Below are 14,711 nucleotides of genomic sequence, written 5' to 3' on the forward strand. Positions count from 1 at the left end.
GTTCCCAGGGACTCACCCTGCCCGCCGAGCGGTAGGTTGCCGCGCCTTTCGACGCCCCAGGAGCGCCGCAACCTACCGCTCGGCGGACGGTTGCAGGCTCCCCACCCGGTCGGGCGGAGCGCCGGGGTCAGGCCGCGGCGGAGCGTACGCGCCGGAAGCGCTCGACCGACGTGAGCAGGACGCTCGCCACCAGGTAGTAGCCGAGGTAGGCCAGCGACAGCGCGAGCGCGAGCGGGTACGGTCGTGGCTCGGTGGCGAGCACGACGGCGTACAGGACGAGCCACATGCCCGCCAGGCTGAGGTTCAGGACGCGCTGCTTGGGCGTGCGCGAGGGGTAGAGGTACTTCACCGGCACGAAGACGAGCACCGCGCAGACCACGAGGATCGCCGTCGTCACCGCCGGGCCCAGCCCGAGGACCACGACGTAGAAGGCGACGACGTTCCAGTAGCTGGGGAAGCCGAGGAAGTAGTGGTCCTCGGTCTTGGCGTCGGTGCGGCAGAACTGGATGCAGGAGGCCAGCAGCGGCAGGGCCGCGACGACCAGGCCCCAGGCACCCGCCGGCAGGTGGCCGCTGGTGAGCAGCAGCACGACCGGGACGAAGACGTAGGTGAGGTAGTCGACGATGTCGTCGAGCCGCGCTCCGTCGAAGCCGGGGATGGTCGTCGAGACCTTGAGCCAGCGGGCCAGCATCCCGTCGGTGCCGTCGATGACCATCGCGGCGAGCAGGATCCACAGCGCCGTGCGGACCTCACCGCTGAAGGCGGCGACGGTCGCCAGCAGGGCCAGCACCGCACCGCACGCGGTGTAGACGTGCAGCGCCCAGCCCGCGGCCTTCCAGCCCCGTGACGTCCGTACGCCCGTCGACCTGCCGTGTCGTGCCACCCAGCCACCCCTGCTCGTCCGCTCGATCCGGTGCCGCGGAGCGTGCCACACCCGTGGCGCAGCCGAGGCCGACGCCTCATCCTCTCGCGGCTCGGCGAGGATGGGGGCGTGAGCAGCCTGGACACACCCGAGTTCGACCGCGAGGTGGACGAGACCCCGCCCGACGAGCGGCCCGGCGTGGACGAGCCCCGCGTCGCGGCGGCGGTGCGCGAGATCCTCGCGGCCATCGGCGAGGACCCCGAGCGCGACGGCCTGCTCAAGACCCCCGAGCGGGTCGCGCGGGCGTACGCCGAGATGTTCGCGGGGCTGCGGCAGGACCCGCAGGACGTTCTGGCCACGACCTTCGACCTCGGTCACGACGAGCTCGTCCTGGTCAAGGACATCGAGGTCTGGAGCTGCTGCGAGCACCACCTCGTGCCGTTCACCGGCGTCGCCCACATCGGCTACCTGCCCAACCTCGACGGCCGCATCACCGGCCTGTCCAAGCTCGCCCGCCTCGTCGACGTCTACGCCAAGCGCCCGCAGGTCCAGGAGCGCATGACGACCCAGATCGCCGACGCCCTCGAGCGCTACCTCAAGCCCCGCGGCGTCATCGTCGTCGTCGAGTGCGAGCACCTCTGCATGACCATGCGCGGCGTCCGCAAGCCCGGCTCCAAGACCGTCACGAGCGCCGTCCGAGGCCACCTGAGGACCAGCGCCACCACTCGGGCCGAGGCCATGCACCTCATCAGGTCGTAGAACTGCCCGTGATCCCACCAGGCTCCGAGCGCGAGCCACCCAGGGATGAGCCGACCGCACCACTGGGTCAGCGCCGACGAAGCGAGCCGGAGGTCGAGGCCGAGGGGCAGAGGACGCGACGGTGAAGGGGGTCTCGGCGGGCGCGGCGCCGGACGTGGATGGGTCTGGCGGGAGCCCGGGCGCGACCGCGTACGACGGCGAGCGTGAATCACGCGCCCGGGCGGATGGTTGTCCGGCGCAGCGCCTGCCGAGGCCCCCGGCGCCGAACTGAACCGAGAAGAAGCCGAACGACGACCTACGTGACCGACTTCGTCGACGCCGTCCAGGTGTTGCAGTCGGAGAAGTCCCCGGAGTCGAGGCCGCGCTCGAGCCAACCGAACTGCGCCTTGGACGTTCCATGGTCCGGCTTGCGGTCGTCCGGGGGGTCCTCGTCGCCGGTGTAGCTGTGCCACGACTTGAGCTCGGCGCGGTCCTTCGCACTCACGTCGAGGTCCTTGCGGACCACGTGGAGGAACACGCCCTCGAAGCACTGGGCCTGCAGCTCGAGGCGCCGGCTGAGGACGAGGCCCTGCTTGTCCGACGCCTCCTTGTACTCCCCGGAGTAGCCGTAGAGCATCCCGGTCGTCGCCTGCAGGTGGTGGCCGAACTCGTGGGCGACGAGGCCGACGTAGCCGAGCCGGGCGAACGTGTACGCCTCGCGGCCGTCGTCGACGGTGTCGGGCCAGTAGATGGTGCGCGTGGTGGAGCAGTAGTAGGCGGGGGAGCCGTACTGGCCGAAGTCACCGCAGGGGCTCTCGACGCGCTTGTGGTACGTCTTCACCTTGGGCTCGACGAGGGTGAAGCCTCGCGCGGCGAGCGGCGCGGAGAAGACCTTGGTGAGGCAGCCGACCACGTCGGTCAGGTAGCCCTGCAGCTTCTTGTCGGGCAGCGGCGGCTTGGGCCGGCGCACCTCGAGGTCGCAGGCCACCGAGACCGAGCCGAGGTCGACCTTGTAGAGGGTGTTGGTCCGCAGGCTCCGGTCCGGGCCCGGCGGCGTGGTCGGCAGGTCGGACGCCGTCGGCAGCGGGTCGGCCGGTGCGGCGGTCGGTGCGGTGGTGCCCGGGGCGGGGGTGACCGGCGCGGGCGTCGGGGTCGGGCTGGTGCTGACGGGTGCCTGCGTACCAGGGGCGGGCGCGGGGCGCGCGCTGGAGGCCGTCGCGCTCGGGGTGGCCAGGGGCACGGCGCGTCCGCTCGTGCGGACCGTCAGCACGACGGTCGTCGCCACCACGCCGGTCAGGACCAGGGCCGTGACCAGCCCCAGGACCATCGGCCAGCGGCGCGGGCGGACCTCCTCCGCCGCCCGGCGGGGCCCTCGTCCGGGGTCGCCCCAGGGGTCGTCGGAGGGCGGCGGCACCGCACGAGCATAGACATCCGGGCGCCTCGAGGGCCTGCCCGCGACGCGCCCTAGGGTTGCGGGATGGACTTCCCGGTGGTGGCCGGCCTGCCCGCCCCGGGTCGCACCCTGGTCATGGGCGTGGTCAACGTCACCCCCGACTCCTTCTCCGACGGCGGCACCTGGTTCGCGCCCGACGCCGCCCTCGCGCACGGCCTCGCGCTGGTCGCCGAGGGGGCCGACGTGGTCGACGTCGGCGGCGAGTCGACCCGTCCGGGGGCGGTCCGCCCGAGCCCGGAGGAGGAGCTGCGCCGGGTCCTGCCCACGGTGGAGGGGCTGGTCGCGGCCGGCGCCTGCGTGAGCGTCGACACCATGCGCGCCGAGGTCGCGGAGGCGGCCGTCGGCGCGGGCGCACGGCTGGTCAACGACGTCTCGGGTGGCCGGGCCGACCCCGCGATGCTGGCCACGGTCGGGCGGCTCGGGGTGGCGTACGTCTGCATGCACTGGCGCGGGCACGCGCGGACGATGCAGGGCCGGGCCGTGTACGACGACGTGGTGGCCGACGTGGCCCGCGAGCTGGGGGAGCAGGCGGCGCTGGCCCGGGCGGCGGGCGTGGCCGAGGACGCGCTGGTGCTCGACGCCGGCTTCGGCTTCGCCAAGACCGGCGCGCACAACTGGCAGCTGCTCGACCGCTTCGACGAGCTGGCCGCGCTCGGTGCGCCCCAGCTCGTGGGGGTGTCGCGCAAGTCCTTCCTCGGCAGCCTCCTGGCCGCGCCGGACGACCGGCCGCGCGAGCCGCAGGGCCGGGACGAGGCGACGGTCGCGATCACCGCGCTGCTGGCCGCGCGGGGCGTCTGGGGCGTCCGGGTGCACGCGGTCCGGGCCAACCGGGACGCGGTCGAGGTCGTCGCGCGGCTGTCCGCTGAGCGGGGGTCGTCCGGGGCGGTCGGCTAGGGTCGACCCCACCTGAGGAGGTGGGATGACGAGTGCCGCGAACGACCTGGAGCCGACGGCCGACTGGCCGGCGTCCGACCTGTCCACCCCCCGGGGCCCCTCCGGCGACGGGCCTCCGAGCTCGCTCGCCCCGCGGGACCGCGTCGTCCTGACCGGGCTCCGCGCCCGCGGGCGCCACGGCGTCTACGACTTCGAGCGCGAGCAGGGCCAGGACTTCGTCGTCGACGTCGTCCTCTCCCTCGACCTCGCGCCGGCGTCCACGACCGACGACCTGCGCGGGACCGTCGACTACGGCGTCCTCGCCGAGGCCGTCGTCGCCGACGTCGAGGGTGAGCCGCTGAACCTCATCGAGGCCCTCGCCGAGCGCGTCGCCCGGACGTGCCTGCGCCAGCCCGGCGTCGACGAGGTCGAGGTGACCGTCCACAAGCCCCAGGCCCCGATCTCCGTCGCCTTCGCCGACGTGGCCGTCACGCTGAGAAGGAGCCGTGCATGACCAGCCCGAACCCCCACGCGATCGACACCGACACGCTGAGCGGGATGAAGCCGCTGCGCAAGGTCGTCTACTCCCTCGGGTCCAACCTCGGCGACCGGCTGGGCAACCTGCAGGGCGCGGTCGACGCGCTCCGCGACACCCCCGACGTGATCGTCGTCGACGTCTCCCCGGTCTACGAGACGCTGGCCGTGGGCGGCCCCGACGACAGCCCGGACTTCCTCAACCTCGTCGTCGTCGCCGAGACGACGCTCGACCCCCGCACGCTGCTCGAGCGGGCGCAGGCGATCGAGGACGCGTACGGGCGCGAGCGCACCGGCCACTGGGCCCCGCGCACGCTCGACGTCGACCTGATCATGGTCGGCTCTGCGGTCGTCGACAGCGAGGACCTGCGCCTGCCGCACCCGCTCGCGCAGGAGCGCGGCTTCGTCGTCATCCCCTGGGTCGCGGTCGACCCCTTGGGCGAGGTGCCCGGGCAGGGCCCCCTCGCCGTGCTCGCCGAGCAGGTCGACGCGTCGGGCATCACCCGCCGCGACGACCTGTCGATCGACTGACCCCGGCGAACTCCCCGAGCACGCGCCCATGAGCGAGGCCCCCAGCGGCAACCAGGTCACCAGCACGCCCCGGCGCGCGCTGGTCGTCGCCGCGCTGTTCGGCGGACTGGCCGGCTGGCTCCTCGCCGTCACCACGGCCGCGCTCGACCTGGTGCCGCCCTCGATCCCGTGGTCGGCCCCGGTCGGGCTGATCGTCGTCGGCGCGCTCGTCGGTGCCCTCGCCCGGAGCACGCACCAGCAGATCCAGGTGCGCCGGGAGCGGATGGAGCCTTCTCGCGCCGTGGCCTTCCTCGTGCTCGGCAAGGCGTCGGCGCTCGGCGGGGCGCTGGTGGCCGGCGGCTACCTCGGCTACGCCCTGTCCTTCGTCGCCAGCCTCGACGCCGAGGGCCCGCGGGAGCGCGTCGTCCGGTCCTTCGTGGCGATCGTCGGCGGCATCGGCCTCATGGTCGCCGGGCTGCTGCTCGAACGGGCCTGCCGGGTGCCCCAGGACGACGACGAGGAGCGCGGGACGCGCCGTCCCGAGGAGCTCTGAGCACCGGGCGGGGCGGTTCCGCACCGGCCCACGCGTGTCTCTCAGGTCCCGGGCCCGAACCGATCTAGGGTCCTCTCCATGACCGCCGCCGCGACCACCGCCGCACGTCCGGGCCGGGCCTCCCGGCGCCAGCCCGTCGACCGGTTGCACCGGGCGACGCAGGCCGTCCTCGTCGGCGGCAGCGTCCTCGCGCTGGCCGCCGCGGCCGGCCCGCTCTGGCTGGTCCGCGTCGGCCTGGTCGTCGCGGTCCTCACGACGGTCGTCTCGGTCGCGCTGGCCTGGCGCGAGCTCGCCTCCGCACGCCGGTTGCACGCGCAGCGCCTCCTGGTCGTCGACAAGCGCCACGGCGAGACCCTGCGCACCGAGCGGACGCGCAACGCCGCGGTCGTCGACGCCCTCAACGAGCGGGTCAGCAGCGCCGGGATGGTCGTCGCCGGGCAGCGCTCGGTCATCGCCCAGCTGCGTGGCGAGGTCGGCGTCCTCACGACCGAGCGCGACGGTCTGGCCGAGCAGGTGGCGGAGCGCGACGGGCTGATCGGGCTGTTCCGCGCGAGCCTGCGCGAGCAGGAGGCCGCGCTGGTCGAGGCCCGCGAGTCCGAGCGCGCCGGCGCCGATGTCCACCACCTGCCCCGCCGCTCGCGCCCGGCCGACGCCGTCGAGGACGCCGTCGCCCCCGAGCCGGTTCTCGACCCGCAGATGGTCGAGCTCGCCATGGTCCTCCCGAACTACGAAGGCTCCCGCCGCGCGGTGTGATCTGAGCGACCGGACCGGCGACTCCCGCCCCTGATCATTTGTCGATGTCGCCGACGACGTAGCCGATCGAGGCCAGGGTCGCCTCGAGGGCGTCGACGTGGACGCCGCGCAGCAGCGGCTCGAGGACGGAGACGTGGTTGAACGAGGGCGTGCGCAGCTTGAGCCGCCAGGGCGTCTTCTCCCCGCGGGAGACGAGGAAGACGCCGGACACCCCGAGCGGCGCCTCGGTCGCCACGTAGGCCTCGCCCTCGGGCAGCCGCACGACCTTGCCCAGCCGCACCGCGACGTCGCCGGGCGTGACGCGCAGCCGCTCGACGCACGCGGCGACCAGGTCGGCCGACACCCGCAGCTCGTGCACCAGCGTCGCGAGCCGGGCGTGCGCGTCGCCCGCCCGCCCCGCCGGGGGGCGCAGCAGGTCGGCCAGCTCCCCGTACGCGAGATAGGGCCGCTGGCGGCGCAGGTCGACGTCGAGGCCCCCGGCCCGGGCGGCCGGGCCGGTCACGCCGTACGCCTCCACGACCTCGCGCCCGAGCACGGCGACCCCGTCGGTCAGCTCCCGCAGCGGCCCGGAGCCGAGCTGCTCTTCGAGCCGGTCGGCGCTCGCGCGCACGTCCGCGAGCACGGCCGCCTCGGCGTCGAGCCAGGCGTCGTCGGCGTCGGCGGCCAGGCCGCCGACCCGGTTGACCATGGGGTGCACCCGGTTGCCGGTGAGGCGCTGCAGCTGCGTGCGCAGCGACTCGCGCAGCGCCGACGGCGGGGCGGAGCCGAGCCGGGTGGGGACCCAGCCCAGGAACCCCAGGTGGCTGAGCACCCGGGTGTGCTCGGCGAGGAGCGTGCGCATCCAGACGGCGCGCGGCGGGACCTCGAGGCCCAGCATCTGCTCGCAGGTCAGCGCGACGGTCAGCTCCGCGGCGAAGGGCGCCTGCCAGTCGTGCCGGTCGGCCAGCACCAGGACCTGGCGGTAGTCGCGGACCTCGAAGAGCTTCTCCACCCCGCGGTGCAGCGCCCCGACCACCACCGTGGCCTCCGTGACGCGGTCGTCCTCGAGCCAGAGCCGCAGCTCGACGAGCCCGGTGCCGCTGGGGTGCTCGGGCCCGAGGTCCAGCAGCAGCGTGCCGGCCGGCGGTCCCTCCGGCCCCGGGACGACGGGCAGCACGCCCGGCCCGAGGGCGCCGACGAGCACGCGCAGGGGGGTGGGCACCCGCCCAAGGCTAGAGCGCCTCGGCCTAGGTCCTCCGACCCTGGAGGAGCCACCACAGCCCGCCCCAGCGTCGGGGGTCGGTGAGCGCGGCCCGCTCGGAGCGCCGCACGAGCGCGGCGAGCGGGTCGCCGGTCGCCGTGCCCGCCTCGTCGGGCAGGAGGTCCAGCTGCTCGGACTGGCGTCGCAGCAGGACCGTCGCCGCGCCCTGGGTCTCTCCCGCCGCGGCGAGGGCGTCCACGGCGACGCCGGCGGTCAGGTTCACGGAACCGTCCGGCACGGGTCGGCGCTGGCGCCCGTGGGCGTACGCGACCAGGCTCCCGCCGGCGGGCCGCTCGGACCGGCGGTGGCCGTAGTCGACGGCCAGGGCCCGGCCCCCGGGTGCCGCGAGGGCCGCGGTCACGAGGTGCGCCCAGGCCGCGTCACGGGCGCGCCCGACCTCCGCCCGGTCGCCGTGGACGGGGTCGACGTCCCACCAGCGCTCGAGCCAGGCCGCGTCCTCGCCCGTCGCGGCGTGGCCCGGCCGCTCGTCGCCGTCCGCGTCCACCTCGACCTCGCGCCAGCCGTCGGGCGCGCGCTCGACCACGGGCACCGGCAGGTCGTCGAGCCACTCGTGGGCGACGAGCAGGGGACGCTCGCCCGGTGCGTACCAGCGCCCCGGACCGCCGCCGCGCCAGCGCCCGGCGTCGACGTCCCAGTGGTCGACGGACCAGCCGACCCGCGGGTCCAGGCCGGGCGGGGGCTCGCGCCGGTCGACCCCGACCAGGGCCACGCCGGGCAGCAGGTCCACCAGCGCCGCCAGCAGCGAACCGTCACCGGCCCCGACGTCGACCACGACCGTGACGCCCGCGGGGGCGAGGGCGGCGACCGCCCGCGCCACCAGCGTCCCGGCGCCCACCCCGGTCGAGAAGTGGTCCCGGGGTCGCTCGCGGGTCCAGAAGCCGGCGTCTCCGTACGCGGCCTCCTCCCACGCCTCGCGCCAGGGGCGCCACCCCGGCCCGGCCGCCGGCGTCCGTGCCGCGCCCGCGCGGGGACCGGGTTCGGTGCCGTGAGCGATCATGGGCACCATGCTGCCGACGACGGCCGGGCACGAGGACGCGCCCGCCGAGAGGACCCCGTCCACCGCCGTCGAGGCGCCGCTGCCGCGGCTCGAGGGCGGACCGCTCCCGACCCTGCCGCGCCGCCTCGCCGCCGAACCACCCGGCTGGGTCCGCGAGGTCGACGTCGTGGTCGTCGGCTCCGGCGTCGCTGGCCTCACCGCGGCGCTCGAGTGCCGCGAGCGGCTCGGCCCCGACAGCCTGGTCATGGTCGTCACCAAGGACGTCGTGGCCGCCGGCTCGACCCGCTGGGCGCAGGGCGGCATCGCGTCGGTCCAGGCCGAGGGCGACACGGTCGACGAGCACGTCACGGACACGCTCGTCGCCGGGGCCGGCCTGTGCGAGCCCGCCGCCGTCGACGTCCTGGTGCGCGAGGGGCCCGACGAGGTCGCGACGCTGGTCGAGCGGGGCACGCAGTTCGACCTCGACGCCGCCGGGCGCCTCGCGCTGACGCGGGAGGGTGGCCACCACCGCAACCGCATCGCGCACGCCGGCGGTGATGCGACCGGCGCGGAGATCGAGCGGGCCCTGGTCGCCACGGTGACCTCCGACCCGGGCATCGAGATCGTCGAGCAGGCGCTCGTGCTGGACCTGCTGCCCGCGCGCACGGACGACGGCCGGCCCGCCGTCGCCGGCGTCACGCTGCACGTCCTCGGCGAGGGCACCCGCCAGGGCGTCGGCGCGGTGCGCGCCCGCGCGACGGTGCTGGCGACCGGCGGCATCGGCCAGATCTACGCCGTCACCACCAACCCACCGGTCTCGACCGGCGACGGGGTGGCGGCAGCGCTCCGGGCCGGCGCGCGGCTGCGCGACGTGGAGTTCATCCAGTTCCACCCGACCGTGCTCTTCCTCGGCACGGGCGCCCGGGGCCAGCTGCCGCTGGTCAGCGAGGCCGTCCGCGGCGAGGGCGGCCTGCTCGTGAACTCCGCCGGCGAGCGCTTCATGGTCGGCCAGCACGAGCTCGCCGAGCTCGCGCCCCGCGACGTCGTCGCCAAGGGGATCATGAAGGAGATGGCCCGGGAGGGCACCGACCACGTGTACGTCGACGGGCGGGCGCTCGGCGAGGAGACGTGGCGCGTCCGCTTCCCGACGATCCTGCACAGCTGCCGCCAGGCCGGCATCGACCCGACGACCGACCTGATCCCGGTCGCGCCCGCGGCCCACTACTTCTGCGGCGGCGTCGAGACCGACCTGGACGGCGCGACGAACCTCGACGGGCTCTACGCCTGCGGCGAGGTCGCCTCCTCCGGCGTCCACGGCGCCAACCGGCTCGCCTCGAACTCCCTGCTCGAGGGACTCGTGTTCGCGGTCCGCATCGCCGAGGCCATCGGCCGCGACCTGCCGCCGCAGCGCGAGCCGCTCGAGGTCGTCAGCGAGGGCCCGGACGCCTGGCTCGTCGACCCCGCGGTCGTGCCGGCCCTGCAGCGCACCATGAGCCGCGACTGCGGCGGCCTGCGCGGCGGCGCCGGTCTCGACCGCGCGGCGGACCAGCTCGAGCGGCTGGCCGGGCGGCGCAGCGAGCAGCCGGGTCTGGCCGCGTGGGAGGCGACGAACCTGCTCTGCGTGGCCACCGCCGTGCTCGGCTCCGCGCGGGTGCGCGAGGAGTCCCGGGGCGCGCACTGGCGTGATGACTTCGGCGAGCGCCGCGAGGAGTGGCAGCGCCACCTCGTGGTGCGCCTCGGCGAGGACGGGTTGGAGCACGAGCTGACCGAGGTCGGCGCGGAGGAGAGGGTGGCATGACGGGCATCAGGGACCTGGCGCAGGCCGAGGCGTACGTCGCGGGGGCGGGGCTGGACGTGGCCGCGCTCGCGGTGGTCGTGGCCGAGGCGCTCGGGGAGGACCTCGGCGGGCGCGGCGTGCTGCCGCCCGGGACGGGGGAGGGTGTCGACGTCACCTCGGTCGCCACCATCGACGCCGACGCGGTCGCCACCGGGGCGTTCGTCGTGCGGCGTCCGGGCGTGGTGGCCGGGCTGCCGGTGGCCGCGTACGTGCTGGCCGTCGTCCTGCAGGGCGCGGAGCCGGCCGGCGACGGCTGGACGGTCGAGGTGCTCGCGACCGACGGCGACGCGGTCGAGGTCGGCGACGTGCTCGTCCGCGTGCAGGGCAGCACGCGGGCGCTGCTGACCGCCGAGCGGGTCGCGCTCAACCTGCTGACCCTCACCTCCGGGGTGGCGACGGCCACGCGGGCCTGGGTCGACGCGCTCGAGGGGACCGGGACGCGGGTGCGGGACACGCGCAAGACCACGCCCGGCCTGCGGATGCTCGAGAAGTACGCGGTCCGCGTCGGCGGAGGGGTCAACCACCGCATGTCGCTCGCCGACGCCGCCCTGGTCAAGGACAACCACGTGCTCGCCGCGGGCGGGGTCGTGCCGGCGTACGAGCGGGTGCGGGCGATGTTCCCACAGCTGTGGATCCAGGTCGAGGTGACCACCGCCGAGCAGGCCCACGCCGTGGTCGGCGCGGGCTGCACCGACGTGCTGCTCGACAACATGAGCCTGGCGGCCATGAGCGAGATCGTGACCGCGCTGAAGGGGCGCGCGGAATTCGAGGCGAGTGGCGGGCTCACATTGGCCAGCGCTGTTTCTGTGGCCCGTACCGGTGTGGACTTCATCGCGGTCGGCGCGATCACGCATTCCGCGCCCATTCTCGATATCGCGATGGATCTCGTGTGAATTCCTGGGGGTGCCTCCTGCGCTATCGTCTTCGCGTCAGGAAACCCCCCAGGAAAGGAAAGTAGATGGCACAGCGGGTGGAGTACATCCTCGAGGACGACCTCGACGGCGGCAAGGCCGACGAAACGGTGCAATTCGGTCTGGACGGCGTGGAGTACGAGATCGACCTCTCCACCGAGAACTACGAAAAGCTGCGCGACGCGCTCGCTCCCTGGGTCGGCGTGGCCCGCCGCACCGGTGGACGCCGCAAGCGCAACGTCGGCTCGGCCCCCGCCCCGCGGGCTGCGGCCGCCGAGGGCGCCTCCAACACCAGCGACATCCGCGCCTGGGCGCAGGAGAACGGCTACGAGGTCTCCTCGCGCGGCCGCGTCTCCGCCGAGGTCCGCGAGGCCTACGAGAAGGCGCACGGCTGAGCCTGCGCGACCTCCACGCCGGTGGAGATCCAGCGACGGTTGCGCCCTGGGCGAACGCCCCTCGCCCGGGGCGCGCACCGCGCCGGTCCGGCTCCGATGACCGACATCCGCTTGTCGCAGGCGGAATCGGAGCCCCTCGTCACAGCGTTGTCATGTGCACGGAACGCCGGATGGCTCCCCCTGGGGGCCGGAGCGTGGTTCGCGAGATCCGGGACCACCTGCGGCGGCTGCCCTCCCGACTAGCATGAGTGGTGCTGGAGTGCAGCCGTGAGAGCGGCGTCCGCACCGCAAGAGCGAGGAGCACCGTAAGCATGTTCGAGAGGTTCACCGACCGGGCGCGTCGCGTCGTCGTGCTGGCTCAAGAAGAAGCCCGCATGCTCAACCACAACTACATCGGGACCGAGCACATCCTGCTCGGCCTCATCCACGAGGGCGAGGGTGTCGCCGCCAAGGCGCTGGAGTCCCTCGGCATTTCCCTCGAGGCCGTGCGCCAGAAGGTCGAGGAGATCATCGGCCACGGCCAGCAGTCGCCGAGCGGGCACATTCCGTTCACGCCGCGGGCCAAGAAGGTCCTCGAGCTGTCGCTGCGCGAGGCGCTGCAGATCAACCACTCCTACATCGGCACCGAGCACATTCTTCTCGGCCTCATCCGTGAGGGCGAGGGTGTTGCCGCCCAGGTGCTCGTCAAGCTGGGCGCCGACCTCAACCGCGTGCGCAACCAGGTCCTGCAGCTGCTCTCCGGTTTCCAGGGCAAGGAGGCCGCGACCTCCGGTGCCCCGAGCAGGGCTCGACCCCGTCGTCCTCGATGGTGCTCGACCAGTTCGGCCGCAACCTGACCCAGGCCGCGCGCGAGAACAAGCTCGACCCCGTCATCGGCCGCGAGAAGGAGATCGAGCGGGTGATGACGGTGCTGAGCCGTCGCACCAAGAACAACCCCGTGCTGATCGGTGAGCCGGGCGTCGGCAAGACCGCCGTCGTCGAGGGCCTGTCGCAGGCCATCGTGCGCGGCGACGTGCCCGAGACGCTGCGCGACAAGCAGATCTACACCCTCGACCTCGGCGCCCTGGTCGCCGGCAGCCGCTACCGCGGTGACTTCGAGGAGCGCCTCAAGAAGGTGCTCAAGGAGATCAAGACCCGCGGCGACGTGGTGCTCTTCATCGACGAGATCCACACCCTGGTGGGTGCGGGTGCCGCCGAGGGCGCCATCGACGCCGCCAGCATCCTCAAGCCGATGCTGGCCCGCGGCGAGCTGCAGACGATCGGTGCGACCACCCTCGACGAGTACCGCAAGTACGTCGAGAAGGACGCCGCGCTCGAGCGCCGCTTCCAGCCGATCCAGGTCGCGGAGCCGTCGATCGCCCACACGATCGACATCCTCCGCGGGCTGCGTGACCGCTACGAGGCGCACCACCGCATCACCATCACCGACCAGGCGCTCGTCGCCGCGGCGCAGATGGCCGACCGCTACATCTCGGACCGCTTCCTGCCCGACAAGGCGATCGACCTGATCGACGAGGCCGGCGCCCGCCTGCGGATCCGTCGCATGACGGCGCCGCCGGACCTGCGCGAGTTCGACGAGAAGGTCGCGGCCGTCCGCCTCGAGAAGGAGGCGGCGATCGACGCGCAGGACTTCGAGCGCGCCGCGGGTCTCCGCGACGACGAGAAGAAGCTGCTGTCGGCCCGCGCCGAGCGCGAGGCGCAGTGGAAGTCCGGCGACCTCGACGTCGTGGCGGAGGTGGACGAGGAGATCATCGCCGAGGTGCTGTCCACGGCCACCGGCATCCCGGTGTTCAAGCTCACCGAGGAGGAGTCGGCTCGCCTGCTGCACATGGAGCAGGAGCTGGGCAAGCGCTACATCGGCCAGCACGACGCGGTCAAGGCGCTCTCGCGCTCGATCCGGCGTACGCGGGCGGGTCTGAAGGACCCCAAGCGGCCGAGCGGCTCGTTCATCTTCGCGGGGCCCTCGGGCGTCGGCAAGACCGAGCTCACCAAGGCGCTGACGGAGTTCCTGTTCGGCGACGAGGACGCGCTCATCCAGCTCGACATGAGCGAGTACTCCGAGAAGCACACCGCCTCGCGGCTGTTCGGCTCGCCTCCCGGCTACGTCGGCTACGAGGAGGGCGGCCAGCTCACCGAGAAGGTGCGGCGCAAGCCGTTCAGCGTGGTCCTCTTCGACGAGGTCGAGAAGGCCCACCCGGACATCTTCAACTCGCTGCTGCAGATCCTGGACGAGGGTCGTCTGACCGACGCCCAAGGCCGCGTGGTCGACTTCAAGAACACCGTCATCGTCATGACGACCAACCTGGGGACGCGCGACATCGCCAAGAGCGTGTCGCTCGGCTTCAGCGGCTCGAGCAACACCGAGGGGTCGTACGAGAAGATGAAGGCCAAGGTGGCGGACGAGCTCAAGCAGCACTTCCGTCCCGAGTTCCTGAACCGCGTCGACGAGATCGTGGTGTTCCGCCAGCTGACGCAGGAGGACATCGTCCGGATCGTCGACCTGATGGTCGCGCAGATCGAGTCCCGCCTGAAGGACCGCGACATGGGCATCGAGCTCACGCCGGCGGCCAAGCAGCTGGTGGGGGAGCGCGGCTACGACCCGGTCCTCGGTGCCCGTCCGCTGCGTCGTGCGCTCCAGCGCGACGTCGAGGACATCCTGGCGGAGAAGATCCTCTTCTCCGAGCTCAACCCGGGCGAGATCGTCGTCGTCGACGTCGCCGAGCCCGGTGCCGAGCACCCGTTCACCTTCACCGGGCACAAGCGGGACCAGACGCCGGACGCTCCGCCGGTCGAGTTCGACGGCATCATCGAGAACGGCCTCGAGGGGTTCGAGGAGCCGGACGGCCAGCAGGCCAACGGCTGAGCCACCCCTGATCGACCAGCCGAGGCCCGGCACCGCGACGCGGTGCCGGGCCTCGCTGCGTCCGCAGCAACGCTCCCTGAGCCTGTCGAAGGGTGGAGCACGCTCCCTGAGCCTGTCGAAGGGCCCCGAAGGGGTTGGCGTTCTCCGTCGTGCCCACCACGGCCGGGTCGCGTGCCTTCATTCGAGGAACGC

Annotated in this window: 13 protein-coding genes and 1 pseudogene; 10 read left to right on the forward strand and 4 right to left on the reverse strand. The window is 73.7% G+C overall.

Going from position 1 to position 14,711, the window contains the following annotated elements; genetic code table 11:
- Window positions 1-127: 127 nt before the first annotated feature.
- Window positions 128-883, reverse strand: a complete 756-nt coding sequence (locus BLU42_RS19795; protein WP_091078622.1) for a CDP-alcohol phosphatidyltransferase family protein — start codon at window positions 881-883, stop codon at window positions 128-130.
- A 144-nt stretch (window positions 884-1,027) separates the two neighbouring features.
- Here BLU42_RS19795 and folE point away from each other — a divergent pair, with 144 nt between their 5' ends.
- On the forward strand, window positions 1,028-1,621 hold the full coding sequence (folE, locus tag BLU42_RS19800) for a GTP cyclohydrolase I FolE (RefSeq protein WP_091081145.1): 594 nt from the start codon (window positions 1,028-1,030) through the stop codon (window positions 1,619-1,621).
- A 295-nt stretch (window positions 1,622-1,916) separates the two neighbouring features.
- On the opposite strand, the gene BLU42_RS19805 is transcribed toward folE, so the two are convergent.
- Window positions 1,917-3,014 carry a neutral zinc metallopeptidase gene (locus BLU42_RS19805; protein WP_157720110.1) on the reverse strand — a complete coding sequence of 366 codons (1,098 nt, stop codon included), beginning with the start codon at window positions 3,012-3,014 and terminating at the stop codon, window positions 1,917-1,919.
- A 63-nt stretch (window positions 3,015-3,077) separates the two neighbouring features.
- On the opposite strand from BLU42_RS19805, the gene folP reads away from it, so the two are divergent.
- From folP to BLU42_RS19830, 5 genes are all read left to right on the forward strand, one after another.
- Window positions 3,078-3,947 (forward strand): dihydropteroate synthase, encoded by an 870-nt coding sequence (gene folP / locus BLU42_RS19810; protein ID WP_091078630.1) that lies wholly within the window; start codon window positions 3,078-3,080, stop codon window positions 3,945-3,947.
- A gap of 25 nt (window positions 3,948-3,972) precedes the next feature.
- Window positions 3,973-4,440 (forward strand): dihydroneopterin aldolase, encoded by a 468-nt coding sequence (folB, locus tag BLU42_RS19815; RefSeq protein WP_091078634.1) that lies wholly within the window; start codon window positions 3,973-3,975, stop codon window positions 4,438-4,440.
- Complete coding sequence (gene folK / locus BLU42_RS19820; RefSeq protein ID WP_091078637.1) at window positions 4,437-4,991, forward strand: 2-amino-4-hydroxy-6-hydroxymethyldihydropteridine diphosphokinase; 555 nt, start codon at window positions 4,437-4,439, stop codon at window positions 4,989-4,991. The genes folB and folK overlap by 4 nt, the downstream gene beginning before the upstream one ends.
- A 28-nt stretch (window positions 4,992-5,019) precedes the next feature.
- Entirely contained in the window at window positions 5,020-5,523 is a 504-nt protein-coding gene (locus BLU42_RS19825) for a DUF3180 domain-containing protein (RefSeq protein WP_091078639.1), read from the forward strand.
- A gap of 78 nt (window positions 5,524-5,601) precedes the next feature.
- Complete coding sequence (locus BLU42_RS19830) at window positions 5,602-6,276, forward strand: hypothetical protein (RefSeq protein WP_091078642.1); 675 nt, start codon at window positions 5,602-5,604, stop codon at window positions 6,274-6,276.
- A 34-nt stretch (window positions 6,277-6,310) separates the two neighbouring features.
- Here BLU42_RS19830 and BLU42_RS19835 read toward each other — a convergent pair whose 3' ends face one another.
- Window positions 6,311-7,477 (reverse strand): NADH-quinone oxidoreductase subunit D-related protein, encoded by a 1,167-nt coding sequence (locus BLU42_RS19835; protein ID WP_197680540.1) that lies wholly within the window; start codon window positions 7,475-7,477, stop codon window positions 6,311-6,313.
- A gap of 25 nt (window positions 7,478-7,502) precedes the next feature.
- Window positions 7,503-8,534: an SAM-dependent methyltransferase gene (locus tag BLU42_RS19840; RefSeq protein WP_157720111.1), complete on the reverse strand. Its 1,032-nt coding sequence runs from the start codon at window positions 8,532-8,534 to the stop codon at window positions 7,503-7,505.
- Between the two features lie 7 nt (window positions 8,535-8,541).
- Here BLU42_RS19840 and BLU42_RS19845 point away from each other — a divergent pair, with 7 nt between their 5' ends.
- The 4 genes and pseudogenes from BLU42_RS19845 to BLU42_RS19860 all read left to right on the forward strand — a co-directional run bounded on the left by BLU42_RS19845 (window position 8,542) and on the right by BLU42_RS19860 (window position 14,519).
- Window positions 8,542-10,311, forward strand: coding sequence for an L-aspartate oxidase (locus tag BLU42_RS19845; RefSeq protein ID WP_091078649.1), 1,770 nt, complete (start codon window positions 8,542-8,544; stop codon window positions 10,309-10,311).
- The gene (nadC, locus tag BLU42_RS19850) at window positions 10,308-11,243 is read left to right on the forward strand and encodes a carboxylating nicotinate-nucleotide diphosphorylase (RefSeq protein ID WP_091078652.1); all 936 of its coding nucleotides are present in this window, start codon (window positions 10,308-10,310) and stop codon (window positions 11,241-11,243) included. The genes BLU42_RS19845 and nadC overlap by 4 nt, the downstream gene beginning before the upstream one ends.
- Before the next feature lie 65 nt (window positions 11,244-11,308).
- Complete coding sequence (locus tag BLU42_RS19855; protein WP_091078656.1) at window positions 11,309-11,656, forward strand: histone-like nucleoid-structuring protein Lsr2; 348 nt, start codon at window positions 11,309-11,311, stop codon at window positions 11,654-11,656.
- A gap of 311 nt (window positions 11,657-11,967) precedes the next feature.
- Window positions 11,968-14,519, forward strand: a pseudogene (locus tag BLU42_RS19860) (ATP-dependent Clp protease ATP-binding subunit).
- Window positions 14,520-14,711 lie beyond the last annotated feature (192 nt).

This window comes from Microlunatus sagamiharensis (genome assembly GCF_900105785.1).
GTDB classification, from domain to species: domain Bacteria; phylum Actinomycetota; class Actinomycetes; order Propionibacteriales; family Propionibacteriaceae; genus Microlunatus; species Microlunatus sagamiharensis.